The organism is Pseudomonas moraviensis (assembly GCF_900105805.1).
GTDB lineage: Bacteria > Pseudomonadota > Gammaproteobacteria > Pseudomonadales > Pseudomonadaceae > Aquipseudomonas > Aquipseudomonas moraviensis_A.
In genome coordinates this window covers 2,016,462-2,031,742 of the sequence record NZ_LT629788.1, presented here as the reverse complement: position 1 = coordinate 2,031,742, position 15,281 = coordinate 2,016,462, and the positions used below count along the sequence as shown (strand labels likewise).

The following is a 15,281-nucleotide window of genomic DNA, read 5'->3' as shown; positions in this document are numbered from 1 at the left end:
CGGCTCAGCCCGTCGCCCACGTTACGGTCGCAGGTGTCAGTGAACGGCGAGTGAGTGAGCGAAGATGGAAACCTTTCAGAGCCCGTTGAAGCAGCAAAACACCGGCTTTCGCCAGTCCGCATCCGTCTCCGGACAAGCGCGCGTGGTGCGAGTGGCCTTCGTATTGCTGGACCATTTCTCCCTGACGACGCTTTCCACGGCAATGGATGCATTGGCCACTGGCAACCTGATTTGCGGCGAAACGCAGTACCGGATCTCGACCTGGTCGCTTCAGGGCGGATCGGTCGAAAGCGATGTCGGCGTGCCGGTGTCTTCGCAACGACTGGTTGCAGAAGGCTTCAACCATGACGCGGTGATCGTGATCGGCGGTCAGCGCGTCAGGCTGGCAGCGCATCTGCTGCTGCGCCGTGTGCTGAAGAAAACCGCGGGCAAGGGCATCGTTGCCGGATGCTGGAATGCGGCGTTCCATCTGGCTGATGCAGGGTTGCTCGGCGCCGAGGAGTTCGCCTGTCACAGCGACAGTTGCGGTCTGATCGGCGAGTACTTCCCGCAGTTGAAAGCGTCCAGCCGTGAATTCATCTTCGCTCAGCGCCGAGCCACCTGCGCCAACGCTCACTCGGCTCTGGATATGACCCTGGCGATCATGCAGGAACTGGGTTCGCGTAACGATGCGACGCTGTTAGATGAAATCAGAAGGGTGCATCAGCCGGCACGGGGCAAACCTGCGATGACTGCCGACGGTGTTCGGCCTGCAGCGATTCCCAGGCCGCTGAACATCGCCATCGACCTGATGGAAAACAACATCGAGGAGCCGATGGAAATTGATGCCATCGCCAGCCATGTCGGAGTGTCGCGCCGGCAACTGGAGCGGCGGTTCGCGCGCTATCTGAATGCCGCGCCCAATCGCTATTACCTGGAGTTGCGCCTGACCCGGGCGCGGCAATTGATTGTGCAAAGTGATCGCTCGATGACCGATGTGGCACTGGCGACGGGATTTGTCAGTTATCCGCACTTCTACAAGCGCTTCAAGGATCTGTTCGGCTTACCGCCGATGACGTTCAGGGATTACTACTACGCCGGCGACGCTGCCAGCAGCGGGCGTTATGCCGTAGCCGCCAACTACTGAATAACGCGCGCGAACTGACTGTTTGCGCCAGTAACGGTTTTTATCAGTTCCGGATCAACGCCACTGCGTGCGTTCGCTTTGTGCCGCGTGCGTTTTGCAACTTCAACGATTAACGGTTCAACACTATGAAAGTCAGTTCATTACCCGCCGACGATGACAGTTGTGGCTGGTTTCATCTGAGCAAACCGCGCAGCCCCGAGCCTGCGCACCGTGGGCAGCGTTCGGCGCGGTGGGTGATCATCGGCGCCGGCTTCACCGGACTCGCCTGCGCGCGGCAACTGGCGTTGAATTTTCCCGACGACGAAGTGGTCTTGGTCGAAGCGCAGGAAGTTGGATTGGGCCCCTCGGGACGCAATGCCGGTTTTGCCATTGATCTGCCGCACGATATTGGTGCCGATGATTACATCGGTGATATCGCACTGGCCCGGACCAGTCTGAAACTCAATCTGGCCGGCCAATCGATCCTGCGGGATCTGGTCGATCAATACCGCATCGACTGCCAGATGAAGGCGTGCGGCAAATATCAGGCAGCCGTGGAGAATCGCGGTATCGCCGTACTCGATGCCTACCGCCGCGGTCTGGAGAAGCTTGACCAGCCGTTTCAAATGATCGACGCCGATGAATTGCCAGAACATCTCGGTACGCATTTCTATCGCAAGGCGTTGTTCACGCCGGGTGCGGTGTTGCTGCAGCCTTCCGGGCTGGTCAAAGGCCTGGCCGATAATCTGCCGGCCAACGTCACGCTGTATGAGCGCACGCCAATTCTCGAAGTGGAGTACGGCGCGAAGACCGTGCTCAGACATGCCCACGGCAGCATCACGGCCGACAAACTGATTCTGGCGAACAACTCGTTCGGCATGCGTTTCGGTTTCCTGCAGGGACGCATGTTGCCGATCTACACCTACGCCAGCATCACCCGGCAGTTGACCGAGGAAGAGCAGGCGCGCCTGGGCGGCAAACCGTTCTGGGGTGCCATTCCGGCAGACCCGTTCGGCACCACGGTACGCCGCACGCCGGACAACCGCTTGCTGATCCGCAACAGTTTCACCTTCAACCCCGACGGCCGCAGCAACCGCAAATACAACGAGCGTTTCGTGCGTCGGCACAAAGCCTCGTTCGACCAGCGTTTCCCGATGCTGCCCGACGTCACGTTCGACTACACCTGGGGCGGCGCGCTGGCCATGTCGCGCAATCACAACGGCTTCTTCGGTGAGCTCGCACCCAACGTCTATGGCGCGCTGGGCTGCAACGGCCTCGGCGTCACCCGCGGCACCGTCACCGGCAAGTTGCTGGCCGACTGGCTGGCCGGCCAGCGCGACGGACTGATCGATTTCCTCTTGCAGACGCCCGGCCCCAACAGCAACCCGCCTGAACCGTTCCTCTCGCTCGGGGTGAACATGAACCTCAAGTGGGGGCAGTACCGCGCCGGCAGAGAAAGCTGAAACACCTGAAGCCCGAATCCTGAATATTGAACCCTGGAGAAAACGCGATGAACTTTGATGGAATCTTTACCCCGGCCATTACCCCGTTGTCCGCCGATGGCCAGATCGACTATGCGGCGTTCTCCGAGGTGATCGAATACCTGATCGAGTCCGGGGTGCACGGCATCGTGATCGGCGGGTCGACCGGCGAGTATTACGCGCACACCGCAGAGGAGCGGGTCGCCGTGGCCCGGCGCGCGAAAGAGGTGATTCGCGGGCGCCTGCCACTGGTGGTCGGTACCGGCGGCATCCGTACCGAGGATTCGGTGTACTTCGCCGAGCAGGCCAAGGCATTGCAAGCAGACGCGATCCTGGTCGGTTCACCGCCCTATGCCTTGCCGACCCAGAAGGAGATCGCCGCCCACGTGCTCGCCGTGGACAAGGCCGCCGGTCTGCCGATCATGCTTTACAACTACCCGTCGCGGATGGGCGTGGCGATGGGCGACGAGTTCTTCGCCGCCATTGCCGACTGCAAGAACATCGCCGCGATCAAGGAAAGCTCGGGCGAGACCAGCCGCCTGCATCGTCTGGCTCACTCGCACCCGCAGATTCAGTTGTCCTGCGGCTGGGATGATCAGGCGCTGGAGTTCTTTGCCTGGGGCGCGCGCAGCTGGGTCTGCGCCGGTTCCAACTTCATCCCGCGTGAACACATTGCGCTGTACCAAGCCTGTGTTCTCGAGAAGAACTTCGACAAGGGCCGGCGGATCATGTCGGCGATGTTGCCGCTGATGGATGTCCTCGAAAGTGGCAAGTTCGTCCAGTCGATCAAGCATGGCAGCCAACTCAGCGGCCTGCGTGCCGGCGGTGTTCGCGCGCCGCTGCAAGCGCTTGAGCCTGCCGAGAAAGAGCAACTGAAAAGCGTGATTGAAACCCTGCAGAAGAATGTCGCGCGCATTGTCGAGGAGGCTTGAAATGGCAGACCTGCTGAGTAAAGAGCAATACCGTGAACTGGCAGCCAGGCTTGAGTTTCGCCATCAGGCATTCATCAATGGCCGGTTTTGCCCGGCAAAATCCGGCAAGACGTTCACCACGAACAATCCGGCCACCGAGCAGGTGCTGAGCGAGATTGCCGCGTGTGATGCCGAAGATATCGATCAGGCCGTCGCCGCAGCGAAAGCAGCGTTCGATGACGGCCGCTGGCAGTCACTCGCACCCTCGGCGCGCAAGTCGGTGTTGCTGCGCTTTGCCCAATTGCTGGAGGACAACGCCCATGAACTGGCGGTGCTGGAAAGCCTCGACAGCGGCAAGCCGATCCGCGAATGCCAGACCATCGACGTGCCTGAGACCATCCATACCTTGCGCTGGCACGCCGAGCTGATCGACAAGATTTACGACGCCACGGCGCCGGTCGGTTCTGGCGCGGTGACCATGGTCGTGCGCGAGCCGATCGGCGTGGTCGGGCTGGTGCTGCCGTGGAATTTCCCGCTGCTGATGCTCGCCTGGAAAATCGGCCCGTCGCTGGCCGCAGGCTGTTCGATCGTGGTCAAACCGGCCAAGGAAACCACCCTGAGCACCTTGCGCGTTGCCGAACTGGCGCATCAGGCGGGGATTCCTGCCGGCGTGTTCAACGTCGTCCCCGGCGGCGGTAAAGAGGCCGGCGAGCCATTGGGTCGGCACCCCGACGTGGCGATGGTCAGCTTCACCGGCTCGACCGACACCGGGCGGCTGTTCCTCAAATACTCAAGCGAATCCAACCTCAAGCGCATCGTGCTGGAGTGCGGCGGCAAGAACCCGGCGGTGGTGATGAATGATGTCGAAGACATCGATGTGGTCGCGCAGCATGTGGTCAATGGCGCGTTCTGGAACATGGGCGAAAACTGCTCGGCCTCGTCGCGGCTGATCGTCCACGCCGAGATCAAGGAGGAACTCTTGCAGCGCGTGCAGGCGCACCTCGGCGATTGGAAAATGGGCGACCCCCTTGACCCTGAGAACCGCTTGGGTTCGATGATCAGCAAGGCGCATTTCGACAAGGTGCGTTCGTATCTTGATATTGCCCGCGATGAAAACCTTAACGTGCTGGTGGGCGGCCAGACCCGCAACGATATTTTCGTCGAGCCGACCATCGTCGATGGCGTCAGCCGTGACAGTCGCCTGTTCCAGGAAGAAATCTTCGGCCCGGTGCTGAGCGTCACGACTTTTCAGACCGTCGATGAAGCCATCGCGCTGGCCAATGACACCGCCTATGGATTGGCCGCTTCGGCGTATACCGGCAACCTGCGCCACGCGCTGAAACTGTCGCGCGGTATTCGCGCCGGGATCGTCACGGTCAATTGCTTCGGCGAGGGCGATGCCTCGACGCCGTTCGGCGGCTACAAGGAATCGGGTTTCGGCGGCCGCGACAAGTCGATCTGGGCGCACGACCAATACACTGAACTGAAAACCATCTGGATCGACGCGTCGTAATTGGCGTTTGGATTTACCCGAGGGCCTGCCAGCACACCCTGCGCAGGCCCTTGCGCGTATCAGCCGCCTAGGTATGCGAAATCAACAGATCACTGATGGGCCCTTGGTCGGCGCGGACAGTTGCAGCGAGCCGTCCGGCAGCATCGAGACGATACCGGGGAACTGCGCAATGGCCTCGGCGCCGTTGAGTTCAAGTGCAACCGGGTTGGTTGCCGAGACGGGAACCGGAGTGGAGAGGGTGAGATTGCTGATATTTACGGCCATGGTTTCTACTCCTGACGATAAAAATCATTGGCGCTTCAAGCCTTAGGTAACTCCTGAGCCGCACATTTGCCTGCGCGGACTTTCACCACCTATCGGACTCAGCAGCATGGCGACGCACGCGGCCGCCGCAAAAACACACAAGGCAACGATCACGCCAGCAGCCTCCAGCACCGCGCCGAAGATTGGCGTGCCGGCGGTCTGACCGAGTGCCAACAGCAAAAACGGAATGCCCAGCCCCAGGTCCGGGCGATCCGGCAACAGGCTGATGCCTTGCAGCAGATAAACCCCTGACGAAACGATATACGCCGCGCCAAACAGGCACATCGCTGCAAGGCCCAAGCCGGCCGAGACGGAAGCAGCGGCGAGCCCCAGCGTGCCGAGGGCGATGCCGGCCAGCGCCAGATGCTGCATGCGTGCGACACCGAAGCGCCCTGTGAGCACGCCGGTCATGCAGCCGCTGATCCCCGCCGCGCCCAACACGATCCAGGCCCATGCAATCGACTGATCGCTGAAACTGGCCTGGCTGCGCAGGATATCGGCGCCGAATGTCCAGACCGCGGTGCTCGCCAATCCCATCAGGAAAGCGCTGGCGCACAACGGCAGCACACCAGGCCGACGCAGCATGAGCAGCGAAAAACTCTGCGAGGCCTCATGCTGAACCCGGCGCGGTACGGCAAACCACAGCCAGAGCGTGACGCCGATGCCGATCAAGGCAAACAGCGCATACAGCTCGCGCCATTGCCCGGCGGCCCCGATCGCGGCCAGGCCGGAAAAAACGATACCGACCGCCGTCCCGGCATTGATAAAGCCATTGGCGCGTGGGCGGTCCGCATCAACCAGACGCGCCGCCACCGCACTGGCCAGTGGCGGCGAGGTCAGACCCGTGCTCAATCCCGCCAGCGCCACGCCGCAGCCCAACGCCAATCCCGACGAAGCGATAACCACCAGGCCCATCCCCAGCGTTGCAGCCGCGCCGGCCATGACCGTCAACCCGCGCGGACTGACCTTGCCGTTGCAGACAAACGTCGCAACGATGCCTACGCAATAAGCGGCAAAAGCGCTGCCGCCGATCCAGCCGGCAGCGGACACGCTCAGCGCCAGATCCTGACGGATCTGCGGCAGCAACAGTCCATAAGCGAAGCGCGCCAGGCCATAGGACAACGCCGTCAGCGCGAACGCGGCCGCGACCAGATTGAGGCTGCGTCGATCAAGACTCACGATGAAAGCGTGTCGATGGCGCGAGGGTCGTATGAATAGTCAACGCCGCACCCGCAGGTACATCCCGCGCGGGCGCAACGGGAGGGGGAAAGATCAATAGCCATCAGTGTCCTCGAGATTGTCTGTTGCTGAAGTCGTTACCGCTTCTGATAACGGACCTGCCTCTGGGTTTGATGATTTTCCACCGTACCCGATGGATGGTAGAGCGAAGGGCGAGGGCAGCACCCCGTTCAGCGGCGTCAGTGCGCCAGCATGTTGTGGTGGATGCTGCCCATGCGAAAACCTGCACCACACCCAGCGCGACCACCACCCAGGCGGTGACGCTGCGCGGCAGGGTCGGGTACATGACCAGGCCAAAGGGAATCACCGTAAGGATCACCGAAATGATGAAACCGACCATGTACGAACGACTGGTGCCATGGCTGGTGCCGGCACTGCTATGAATCGGGCTCTGGTTAGACGGCGACGTGGAAATGTTCATCAGCGTCTACACCGCGACCGGCGAATGCGCCTACGAGCGCATCAGGAAACTGCCCGGCATCGAATGGGCGGTCGAGGATGCGCTCAAGCGCGGTATCGATCAGGCGGAACGCATCGCTGGCGGCGAGTCCGGGCGATTAACGTGTGCCGACGCGCACGGTCACGACAATGAATGACCGTGCGCAACGTTCAATTGGCCTGGCGCACGTCGACCTGCCCAAGCTGATTGCACTGCCAGCGCCAGGCATCGGCGAGCATGCACGGCAATGAGCGGCTCGCCTGCCAGTCCAGTTCTTCGAGGGCTTTATGCGGGTCCGCCCAGCACTGCGCGATGTCGCCCGGGCGCCGCGCTTCAATACGCAACGGGATCTTGATACCAATGACCTGTTCGAACGCGCTGACGACCTCCAGCACCGAATAGCCGCGCCCGGTACCCAGGTTCCAGACGCTCATGCCATGGCGATCGCGCAAGGCGTCGAGCGCGCAGACATGACCGAGCGCAAGGTCGACCACGTGCAGGTAATCGCGAATACCGGTGCCGTCCGGAGTCGGGTAATCGTTGCCGAACACTGACAGCTGCGCGCGTCGACCACTGGCGACTTCCAGCAGATAGGGCAGCAGGTTGTTGGGCGTGCTGGTGGGCGCCTCGCCGAGCAGGCCGGAAGGATGCGCACCGATCGGATTGAAATAGCGCAGCAGACCGATCGACCAGCGCGGGTCGGAGCTGGCGACACTCTTCATGATGTTTTCCGACATCAGCTTCGACATGCCGTAGGGATTGGTCGGCTGGCCGGTGGCGCAGTTTTCGTTGATCGGCAGGGTGGCGCAGTCGCCGTAAACAGTGGCCGATGAACTGAACAGCAGATGGAACACTCCAGCCTGGGCCATGGCCTGGCACAAGGTCAGGCTGCCGCCGACATTGGTGTCGAAATAGCGCAGGGGCTCGCGCACGCTTTCACCGACCGCTTTCAACCCGGCGCAATGCACCACGGCATCGATCGGGTAATCGTGCAAAAGATTATCGAGCAGTCGTCGATTGCGCACATCACCCTGAATGAACTCCGGTCGTTTTCCCGCCAGCGTACTGATGCGCTCGATCGCTGCGCGCTGGCTGTTGCACAAGTTGTCGAGAATCAACACGTCCACGCCCTGGCCCAGCCATTCCAGTGCGACGTGCGCACCAATGTATCCCGCACCACCGGTAATCAAGATCATGCGCCCGCCCTCCCAAGTACTGCCATCGGCCGATGGCTTTGTGCATGGTTTCGAGGCGCCTGTGCGGCGGCAAAAACCATGTTGTCCTGGACGGTAGGGGATGGATTGTCCGGCGAGTTCAACTTCGTTTGCCGGCCGGTATGTGCAGTTCATCGGCTGCGCCCAAGGTTGGGCTGAACGACGTGTGAACGCCGCTATTCCAACCTTCAAGAGCCTTACGGCCTCATCGAGAAATGCCCTGCACTTGCAGTGCCGACAAGTGAGACGGCCCGGTGGCTCGGCACTGTGTCGACTTGTTTTCCCCGATGAGGAATTTTCGCCATGAACCTTGCAGAACAACCCGAGGCGCTCGCACTGGCGAGTGCGCAGAATGCTCTCGAAACATCCCTTCAGGTGCGGCCCACGCTGGTGTGCCTGTCGCATTTGCGCTGGGGCTTTGTCTATCAGCGGCCGCAGCACGTCATGTCGCGATTGGCCAAGCACTACGACGTGGTGTTTTTCGAGGAACCGGTATTTATCGCAGACGCCACGCCCAGACTCGAACTTTCGAATCCAGCAGCAGGGATAGAGGTCGCGGTGCCGCAGTTGCCCCTCGGCATGAGTGGCGAGGCGATTGCTCAGGCGCAGCGGCAATTGCTCGATGAACACCTCGCCGGCCGCGTTCAGGGCGATCTGCTGCGGTGGTACCTCACGCCGATGAGCCTGCTGTTTACCGAGCACCTCGACGCTCGCGTCACCATCTATGACTGCATGGATGAACTGTCGGCGTTCATGGGCGCGCCCGCGCAATTGATCGATATGGAGCAGCAACTGCTGGCCCGCGCCGACGTGGTGTTCACCGGTGGCTACAGCCTGTGGGAGGTCAAGCAGCGCCAGCACGGCAATGCCTATCCGGTGCCGAGCAGCGTCGACATCGCGCATTTCGCCGCGGCGCGGCAGGCATTGCCGGAACCGCCGGATCAGGCAGCGATTGCGCGGCCACGCCTGGGCTTTTTCGGCGTGATCGACGAACGCTTCGATATCGAGTTGATCGAGCGCGTGGCGACGATGCGCCCTGACTGGCAGATCGCGCTGATCGGGCCGGTGGTGAAGATTGATCCGCAGACGCTGCCGCAACGTCCGAACATTCATTATCTGGGTTCGAAGCAATACACCGAACTGCCGGATTACCTGGCGGGTTGGGACGTGGCGCTGATGCCGTTCGCCCTCAATGCGTCCACGCGCTACATCAGCCCGACCAAGACCCCGGAGTATCTGGCGGGCGGTTGCCCGGTGGTGTCGACGCCGATTCACGACGTGGTCAGCGGCTACGGCGAGAGCGGCGCGGTGTTCATTGCCGCCACTGCCGAGGCTTTTGTCGAGGCGATCGAGAAAGCTTTGGCACTCAAAGGCACGCCGGAATTTCTGCAGTGCGCCGATGCCGCCATCGCTGGCATGTCGTGGGACAACACCAGTCGCTTCATGCAGGAGCAGATCGAATGCCTACGATAAGCCTGGAGCGCGCAAAGTCCTGCCCATCCTACGACTACCTGATCGTCGGTGCCGGGTTCGCCGGTAGTGTCATCGCCGAGCGTCTGGCCGAAGGATTGGGCCGTCGGGTATTGCTGATCGACCGGCGCCCGCACATCGCCGGCAATGCCTACGACCACTACGACGCCGCCGGCGTGATGGTGCATCGTTACGGTCCGCATATCTTTCACACCAATGCCCAGCGCATTGTCGACTACCTGTCGCGCTTCACTGAATGGCGACCTTACGAACATCGCGTCCTCGCCCAGGTAGACGGCCAACTGCTGCCGATTCCGATCAATCTGACCACGCTGAACAGGCTCTACGGCTTGTCGATGTCCTCCGAGGAAGCCGAGGTGTTCCTCGCCGAGCGCGCCGAACCGGTGGCGACCATTCGCACTTCCGAAGATGTGGTGGTCAATCAGATCGGCCGTGAACTCTACGAGAAATTCTTTCGTGGCTACACGCGCAAGCAGTGGGGGCTGGATCCGTCGGCGCTGGATAAATCGGTGACCTCGCGCATTCCGACGCGAACCAGCGAAGACGACCGCTATTTCGGCGATACCTTCCAGATCATGCCCATGGCCGGCTACACGCAAATGTTCGAACGCATGCTCGATCACCCAAACATCGATCTGTTGCTCAGTACGGATTTCAAGGCTGTGCGCGACGAGGTGAAGTACGAGCATCTGATCTACTGCGGCCCGATCGACGAATACTTCGATTTCCAGCTGGGCCACTTGCCGTATCGATCCCTGCGTTTCGAGCACCAGACACTCGAACAGGAACACTATCAGCCGGTAGCGGTGGTGAATTATCCGCACCCGGACGTGCCGTACACCCGCATCACTGAATACAAACACCTGACCGGGCAAACGCACCCGTGCACCAGCATTACTTACGAATATCCGTGTGACGACGGCGACCCGTATTACCCGGTGCCCCGGGCGGAAAATACCGAACTTTACAAACGCTACCGCGCACTCGCCGAGCAGACGCCGAACGTCACGTTCCTTGGGCGGCTGGGCACCTACAAGTACTACAACATGGATCAGGTGGTGGGGCAGGCGCTGGCCCTGTATCGGGATATTCAAGCGGCGCAGGCACCCGCCATTGCCGCAACCGAGACCGATGCTTCATGACCGCGCAGCCGAAAGGCGACGAACCCGAGCCCGGCGCAGGCGCTCATTCGATCTTCAGCAGCTTCGTCATGGCCGGTTTCGAATGTTCCAGTCAGCGCCGCCAGGATGGTCGGCGCCTGGACCTGCTGGCCGACACCGGACACGCGCGCTGGGTGGACAAGGATTACCAGCGACTGAGCGGGTTGAACATTCGTTGTGCCCGCGACGGCTTGCGCTGGCACCTGATCGAACGCAGCCCCGGTCGCTATGACTGGAGCAGCTTCGTGCCGATGCTCAAAGCCGCGCAAGCGCAGCAGGTGCAAGTGGTCTGGGATCTGTGCCATTACGGTTATCCGGATGACCTGGATTTCTGGCGCCCGGCATTCGTCGAGCGTTTTGCCCGTTTCGCCGCTGCTGCAGCGACGGTGATGCTGGACGAGGGCGTCAGCGTGCCGTTCTACTCGCCGATCAATGAGATTTCGTTCTGGAGTTGGGCGGGGGGCGAGGTCGCGTACTTCAACCCGACCGCACGCGGGCGCGCGCAGGAACTCAAGCATCAACTGGTGCGGGCGAGCATCGCTGCGATCGAAGCGATTCGCGAACGGGCGCCCCATGCTCGGTTCGTCCAGTGCGATCCGTTGATCCATGTGATCGCCGGCTCCAGGCGCAGCGACGATATCGAAGCGGCCGAAGCCTATCGGCTGTCGCAATTTCAGGCGTGGGATCTGCTCACTGGCCGTGAATGGCCCGGCCTGGGCGGGCAGGAGCATTACCTGGATATCATCGGCGCCAATTTCTATGCGCATAACCAGTGGTATTACCACGGCCGGCGCATCCTTCGCGGCGAGCGCGACTTCCGACCGTTGTCGGGCATGCTCAAGGAACTGCACCAGCGTTATCAGCGGCCAATACTGATCGCTGAAACCGGGGCCGAAGATGAAGAACGCCTGCCGTGGCTGGCTTACATCCTTGATCAGACGCTGCTGGCCCTCGAACGCGGTGTGCCGGTGCAGGGGATCTGCTGGTACCCGTTTCTCGATTACCCAGGCTGGGATAACGGCCGGTATTGCCCGACCGGAGTGTTCGGCTACCCCGATGGCGAGGGCGAGCGCGCGGCATTTCACCCGCTGCACGTCGAGCTGGCGCAGGTGCCCGAGCGGGTTGCCGCCTGTTTGCGCAGGGTCAATGGCGGGCACATTGAGGGGCGCGGGAGATGAACTTCCAGCAAATGCGCGATGAGCCCTTGCCGGCGTCGGCCGCTGCCTTCTTATGGCGCTACATCAGAATTCGTCCGGCGCACTTCATCGCCATGGTCGCACTGGTGATGGGCGCGGCGTGCTGTGCGGTAGTGGTGCAGTACGGCATGAAACTGCTGGTCGACGCCATGGCCGCGGGGTCGGCGGCGGACCAGGTCTGGCACGCGTTCGGCCTGTTCATGGCGTTGATCGTGATGGAAAACCTGCTGTGGCGCCTCGGCGGCTGGGTCGGCTGCCACACTATCGTCGGCAGTTGCGCCGATTTGCGGGTGGACCTGTTTCATCACCTGACCGGCCACCCGATGCGCTATTTCAAGCGGCACTTCTCCGGCTCGCTGGCCAATCGCGTCTCGGCGATCGGCGCTGCTGCCGACAAGGTCTATGGCGGGTTGACCTGGCGCATCGTGCCGCCGTGCGTGGATTTCATCGGTGCCGTGGCTTTGCTGTTGGCGGTGCACGGGGGCATGGCACTGGCCCTGATCGGCTGCGTGATCGTGGTCGCTGCGCTGATCACCGTGTTCGGCGTGCGCGGCCGCAGCCGACACATCGCTTTCGCGTCGCAGTCGGCGCGGGTCGGTGGCGAGATTGTCGATCTGGTGTCCAATGTCTGGACGATCAAGGCGTTCTCCGGGCGGCAACGCGAGCGTCTGCGCCTGGAGCGCGAGATCGGCATCGAGGCCGATTCGCACCGCAGCAGCTGGATGTACATGGAGAAGGCGCGGGTGCTGCACGACATCTGCCTGACCGTGATGGCGGGCGGCATGCTCGGCTGGGCAATCCTGCTCTGGCGAGCGGGGCAGGTCACGGCGGGCGATGTGGTGATGGTCAGCGCGTTGACCTTTCGCATCCTGCACGGTTCGCGCGAACTGGCGCTGGCCCTGGTGGAAACCAGCCAGCAGATGGGTGTCATCAGCGAGACGCTGGGCATCGTCGCCCAGCCCCACGAACTCAGCGACACCGCGGAAGAACTGGCACCGACCCGTGGCCATATCAAGATGCTCGACGTGGGCTATGCGTACCCGGACGGGCGCAAAGTCTTCGAGCATTTTTTCCTGGATATCCCGGCGGGACAAAGCGTCGGCATTGCCGGCACTTCGGGCTCGGGAAAATCGACGTTGCTCGGTTTGCTGCAACGCCTGGATGACGTGCGCAGCGGGGTCATCCTGATCGACGACCGCGACATCCGTTCGGTCAGCCAGGACAGTTTGCGCCGGCAGATCGCCGTGGTGCCGCAAGAGCCCACGCTGTTCAATCGCAGCATTCTGGAAAACATCGGCTACGGCCAGCCCCATGCCACCGAGCAGCAGATCATCGCAGCGGCGCATCAGGCGTTTTGCGACGAATTCGTCCAGGCGCTACCGCAGGGTTATCACACCCCGGTCGGTGAGCGCGGAGTGACCTTGTCCGGTGGCCAGCGCCAGCGTCTGGGGTTGGCGCGAGCGTTTCTGAAGGACGCACCGATCCTGATTCTCGACGAGGCGACCTCGGCACTGGATTCCGATTCGGAAGCGATCATCCAGCGTGCACTGAGCAACCTGATGCGCGGCAGGACAGTCCTCGCGGTGGCGCACCGCCTCTCGACCATCGCCAATTTCGACCGGGTGCTGGTGCTGGAGGACGGCGAGATCGTGCAGGACGGCACGCCGCAAGAGTTGCGCGAAAGTCAGGGACGGTTCCGCACGCTCTGGCAGATGCAGGCGATGGTGCACAACCGTTGAACGCGGGCCTATTGCGCTGAGCGTGTCCAGACCCTGACGTAATCAATGCGAAACACCGACGGCAGGTCAGCATCGTCGACCACCCCGAACCAGTCCCACATCGCTTCGCTGTCGAAAACGATTTGCATGGGGAAGTGCCAATAGGTGTTCTTCGCCTCCCGGACCAGAACGCCGTCGACGTACCAGCGCAACGTCTCGGGTTGCCAGTCGAAACCGTACACATGAAAGGTACTGGCCAGCCGCCAAGGGGCGTTCCAGGTGCTGCCGGAACTCAGGTGTTGATCATTCTGCGGTCTGGCCCAGACATGGGCGTTCATGTTGTACCGGCGGTCGAACGCTTCGTTGCGGGTTTTGCCGCCGATTTCGAAGATGTCGATTTCCGTGGCGTTGTCCGGCAGCCCGGTCCACGCCAGCCAGAACGCACTGGAGCCGGCAGAGTTCATCGGCTTCGCCCGGGCTTCGTAATAGCCGTACATCCCCCGTTCATGGGTGCGGACCATCGCCGAGCTGTAGTCCTTGTAGCCCAAGGCGACGTATTTCTCCGGGAGGGTCTGCTTGCGGAAAGTGATGTTCAGATTACCGCTGCCGACCTTGGCGTTCTCCGGTAAAAACAGCGCCGGTTTGCGCCCGAGGGAATCGGTGCCGGTGGCGTTGTTGACGTGCCAGCGTTCGGCATCGAGCGTGCTGCCGTTGAATTCGTCGGACAGCCGCGTATCGAGCTTCCAGCCGCCGGCATTGGCCTGATCCGACAACGGCAGATCGGGGGTAACGTGCGTCGGGGTCGGGCCTAACGGGCCAACCCGGGTCCACGCATCGGCCTGCTGCGGAACCACGACCGCCCACTTTTGCGCCAGATACTCGAACACGGTGCGGCGTTCGTCCTGATTGCTGAATGGACGGTCATACACCAGCACTTCGGCGATGTCGCCACGGAGGATTTCCGAGGTGCCGACCACGTTGCGCGCCACCGCGAACGGGCCGATCGGCACGTCACTGGTTTCCAGCAACGCCAGCGCCGGCTCGTAGGCGCTGGTCTGCTGCACGCTGATGCCGAAATTCGGCGCGACGTTGTCGTTGTCCGCCAGTTGCGGGCGGGAGCTGAACAGTCGTTGCCAGGCCTTGCCGCCGGCCTGCTCGGGCAGACGTCGCGAGACGACGAACACCGTCACCGGGCCTTTGCTTGTGCGAATCGCCTGGCCCATGAACGCTGCGGTGCCGCTGAAACGCACCACACCGTGGCCGTTGAGGGCGTTGTCGACCCGCGTCGGCAAGGTCGTCGCCGCGCGGTTGTCGACGGTGACGTCATTGCCCTTGCCGGATTTATCCAGCCAGCGCACGACCTGGTTTTGCCCCTCCAGTGTCATCGCGGCCGGGTCATTGCCGTCCAGCCACAACACCAGGCCTTCAGTGACCGGTCCTGGAATATTGGCGTTGGCGCCAGCGCTCAGCAGCAGCAAGACAAACAGCATGCATGGTGATCTGTTCATGAG

Annotated in this window: 12 protein-coding genes and 2 pseudogenes; 9 read left to right on the top strand and 5 right to left on the bottom strand. The window is 62.0% G+C overall.

What is annotated here, in order from left to right; genetic code table 11:
* The first annotated feature begins 64 nt into the window (after positions 1-64).
* From BLU71_RS09280 to BLU71_RS09265, 4 genes are all read left to right on the top strand, one after another.
* Complete coding sequence (locus BLU71_RS09280; protein ID WP_083352889.1) at positions 65-1,126, top strand: GlxA family transcriptional regulator; 1,062 nt, start codon at positions 65-67, stop codon at positions 1,124-1,126.
* A 125-nt stretch (positions 1,127-1,251) separates the two neighbouring features.
* Complete coding sequence (locus BLU71_RS09275; RefSeq protein ID WP_065617223.1) at positions 1,252-2,568, top strand: NAD(P)/FAD-dependent oxidoreductase; 1,317 nt, start codon at positions 1,252-1,254, stop codon at positions 2,566-2,568.
* Positions 2,569-2,615: 47 nt separating this feature from the next.
* Entirely contained in the window at positions 2,616-3,518 is a 903-nt protein-coding gene (locus tag BLU71_RS09270; RefSeq protein WP_083352888.1) for a dihydrodipicolinate synthase family protein, read from the top strand.
* Between the two features lies 1 nt (position 3,519).
* The gene (locus BLU71_RS09265) at positions 3,520-5,010 is read left to right on the top strand and encodes an aldehyde dehydrogenase (RefSeq protein WP_083352887.1); all 1,491 of its coding nucleotides are present in this window, start codon (positions 3,520-3,522) and stop codon (positions 5,008-5,010) included.
* Positions 5,011-5,103: 93 nt separating this feature from the next.
* Here the strand turns inward: BLU71_RS09265 and BLU71_RS09260 are convergent.
* The 3 genes and pseudogenes from BLU71_RS09260 to BLU71_RS27725 all read right to left on the bottom strand — a co-directional run.
* Positions 5,104-5,274 (bottom strand): annotated as a pseudogene (locus BLU71_RS09260) (polysaccharide lyase family 7 protein); the annotation flags it as partial.
* Between the two features lie 42 nt (positions 5,275-5,316).
* Positions 5,317-6,492: an MFS transporter gene (locus BLU71_RS09255; RefSeq protein WP_159245235.1), complete on the bottom strand. Its 1,176-nt coding sequence runs from the start codon at positions 6,490-6,492 to the stop codon at positions 5,317-5,319.
* A 280-nt stretch (positions 6,493-6,772) separates the two neighbouring features.
* Positions 6,773-6,973 (bottom strand): annotated as a pseudogene (locus BLU71_RS27725) (hypothetical protein); the annotation flags it as partial.
* Between BLU71_RS27725 and BLU71_RS09245 the strand changes: the two are divergent.
* Positions 6,966-7,148, top strand: coding sequence for a hypothetical protein (locus tag BLU71_RS09245; protein WP_223259148.1), 183 nt, complete (start codon positions 6,966-6,968; stop codon positions 7,146-7,148). The pseudogene BLU71_RS27725 and the gene BLU71_RS09245 overlap by 8 nt on opposite strands.
* Positions 7,149-7,161: 13 nt before the next feature.
* Here the strand turns inward: BLU71_RS09245 and galE are convergent, their stop codons facing one another.
* Positions 7,162-8,187 carry a UDP-glucose 4-epimerase GalE gene (galE, locus tag BLU71_RS09240; protein WP_083352885.1) on the bottom strand — a complete coding sequence of 342 codons (1,026 nt, stop codon included), beginning with the start codon at positions 8,185-8,187 and terminating at the stop codon, positions 7,162-7,164.
* A 321-nt stretch (positions 8,188-8,508) separates the two neighbouring features.
* On the opposite strand from galE, the gene BLU71_RS09235 reads away from it, so the two are divergent.
* Genes BLU71_RS09235 through BLU71_RS09220 form a run of 4 tightly spaced genes read left to right on the top strand, consistent with a single transcriptional unit; the run spans position 8,509 to position 13,791 of the window.
* Positions 8,509-9,678 (top strand): glycosyltransferase family 1 protein, encoded by a 1,170-nt coding sequence (locus tag BLU71_RS09235; protein ID WP_083352884.1) that lies wholly within the window; start codon positions 8,509-8,511, stop codon positions 9,676-9,678.
* Entirely contained in the window at positions 9,666-10,838 is a 1,173-nt protein-coding gene (glf, locus tag BLU71_RS09230) for a UDP-galactopyranose mutase (protein ID WP_083352883.1), read from the top strand. Before BLU71_RS09235 ends, glf begins: the two co-directional genes overlap by 13 nt.
* A complete protein-coding gene (locus tag BLU71_RS09225) occupies positions 10,835-12,034 on the top strand; it encodes a beta-glucosidase (protein WP_083352882.1) in 1,200 nt (399 codons plus the stop codon). Before glf ends, BLU71_RS09225 begins: the two co-directional genes overlap by 4 nt.
* A complete protein-coding gene (locus BLU71_RS09220; RefSeq protein WP_083352881.1) occupies positions 12,031-13,791 on the top strand; it encodes an ABC transporter ATP-binding protein in 1,761 nt (586 codons plus the stop codon). The genes BLU71_RS09225 and BLU71_RS09220 overlap by 4 nt, the downstream gene beginning before the upstream one ends.
* 8 nt (positions 13,792-13,799) lie before the next feature.
* Here the strand turns inward: BLU71_RS09220 and BLU71_RS09215 are convergent, their stop codons facing one another.
* Positions 13,800-15,278: a family 16 glycosylhydrolase gene (locus BLU71_RS09215; RefSeq protein WP_083352880.1), complete on the bottom strand. Its 1,479-nt coding sequence runs from the start codon at positions 15,276-15,278 to the stop codon at positions 13,800-13,802.
* Positions 15,279-15,281: the final 3 nt, after the last annotated feature.

What these genes read in the sequence shown, in the direction of transcription:
- BLU71_RS09280 (WP_083352889.1), top strand. Translation starts at nt 65, where the DNA reads ATGGAAACCTTTCAGAGCCCGTTGAAGCAGCAAAACACCGGCTTTCGC.
- BLU71_RS09275 (WP_065617223.1), top strand. Translation starts at nt 1,252, where the DNA reads ATGAAAGTCAGTTCATTACCCGCCGACGATGACAGTTGTGGCTGGTTT.
- BLU71_RS09270 (WP_083352888.1), top strand. Translation starts at nt 2,616, where the DNA reads ATGAACTTTGATGGAATCTTTACCCCGGCCATTACCCCGTTGTCCGCC.
- BLU71_RS09265 (WP_083352887.1), top strand. Translation starts at nt 3,520, where the DNA reads ATGGCAGACCTGCTGAGTAAAGAGCAATACCGTGAACTGGCAGCCAGG.
- BLU71_RS09245 (WP_223259148.1), top strand. Translation starts at nt 6,966, where the DNA reads ATGTTCATCAGCGTCTACACCGCGACCGGCGAATGCGCCTACGAGCGC.
- galE (WP_083352885.1), bottom strand. Translation starts at nt 8,187, where the DNA reads ATGATCTTGATTACCGGTGGTGCGGGATACATTGGTGCGCACGTCGCA.
- BLU71_RS09235 (WP_083352884.1), top strand. Translation starts at nt 8,509, where the DNA reads ATGAACCTTGCAGAACAACCCGAGGCGCTCGCACTGGCGAGTGCGCAG.
- glf (WP_083352883.1), top strand. Translation starts at nt 9,666, where the DNA reads ATGCCTACGATAAGCCTGGAGCGCGCAAAGTCCTGCCCATCCTACGAC.
- BLU71_RS09225 (WP_083352882.1), top strand. Translation starts at nt 10,835, where the DNA reads ATGACCGCGCAGCCGAAAGGCGACGAACCCGAGCCCGGCGCAGGCGCT.
- BLU71_RS09220 (WP_083352881.1), top strand. Translation starts at nt 12,031, where the DNA reads ATGAACTTCCAGCAAATGCGCGATGAGCCCTTGCCGGCGTCGGCCGCT.
- BLU71_RS09215 (WP_083352880.1), bottom strand. Translation starts at nt 15,278, where the DNA reads ATGAACAGATCACCATGCATGCTGTTTGTCTTGCTGCTGCTGAGCGCT.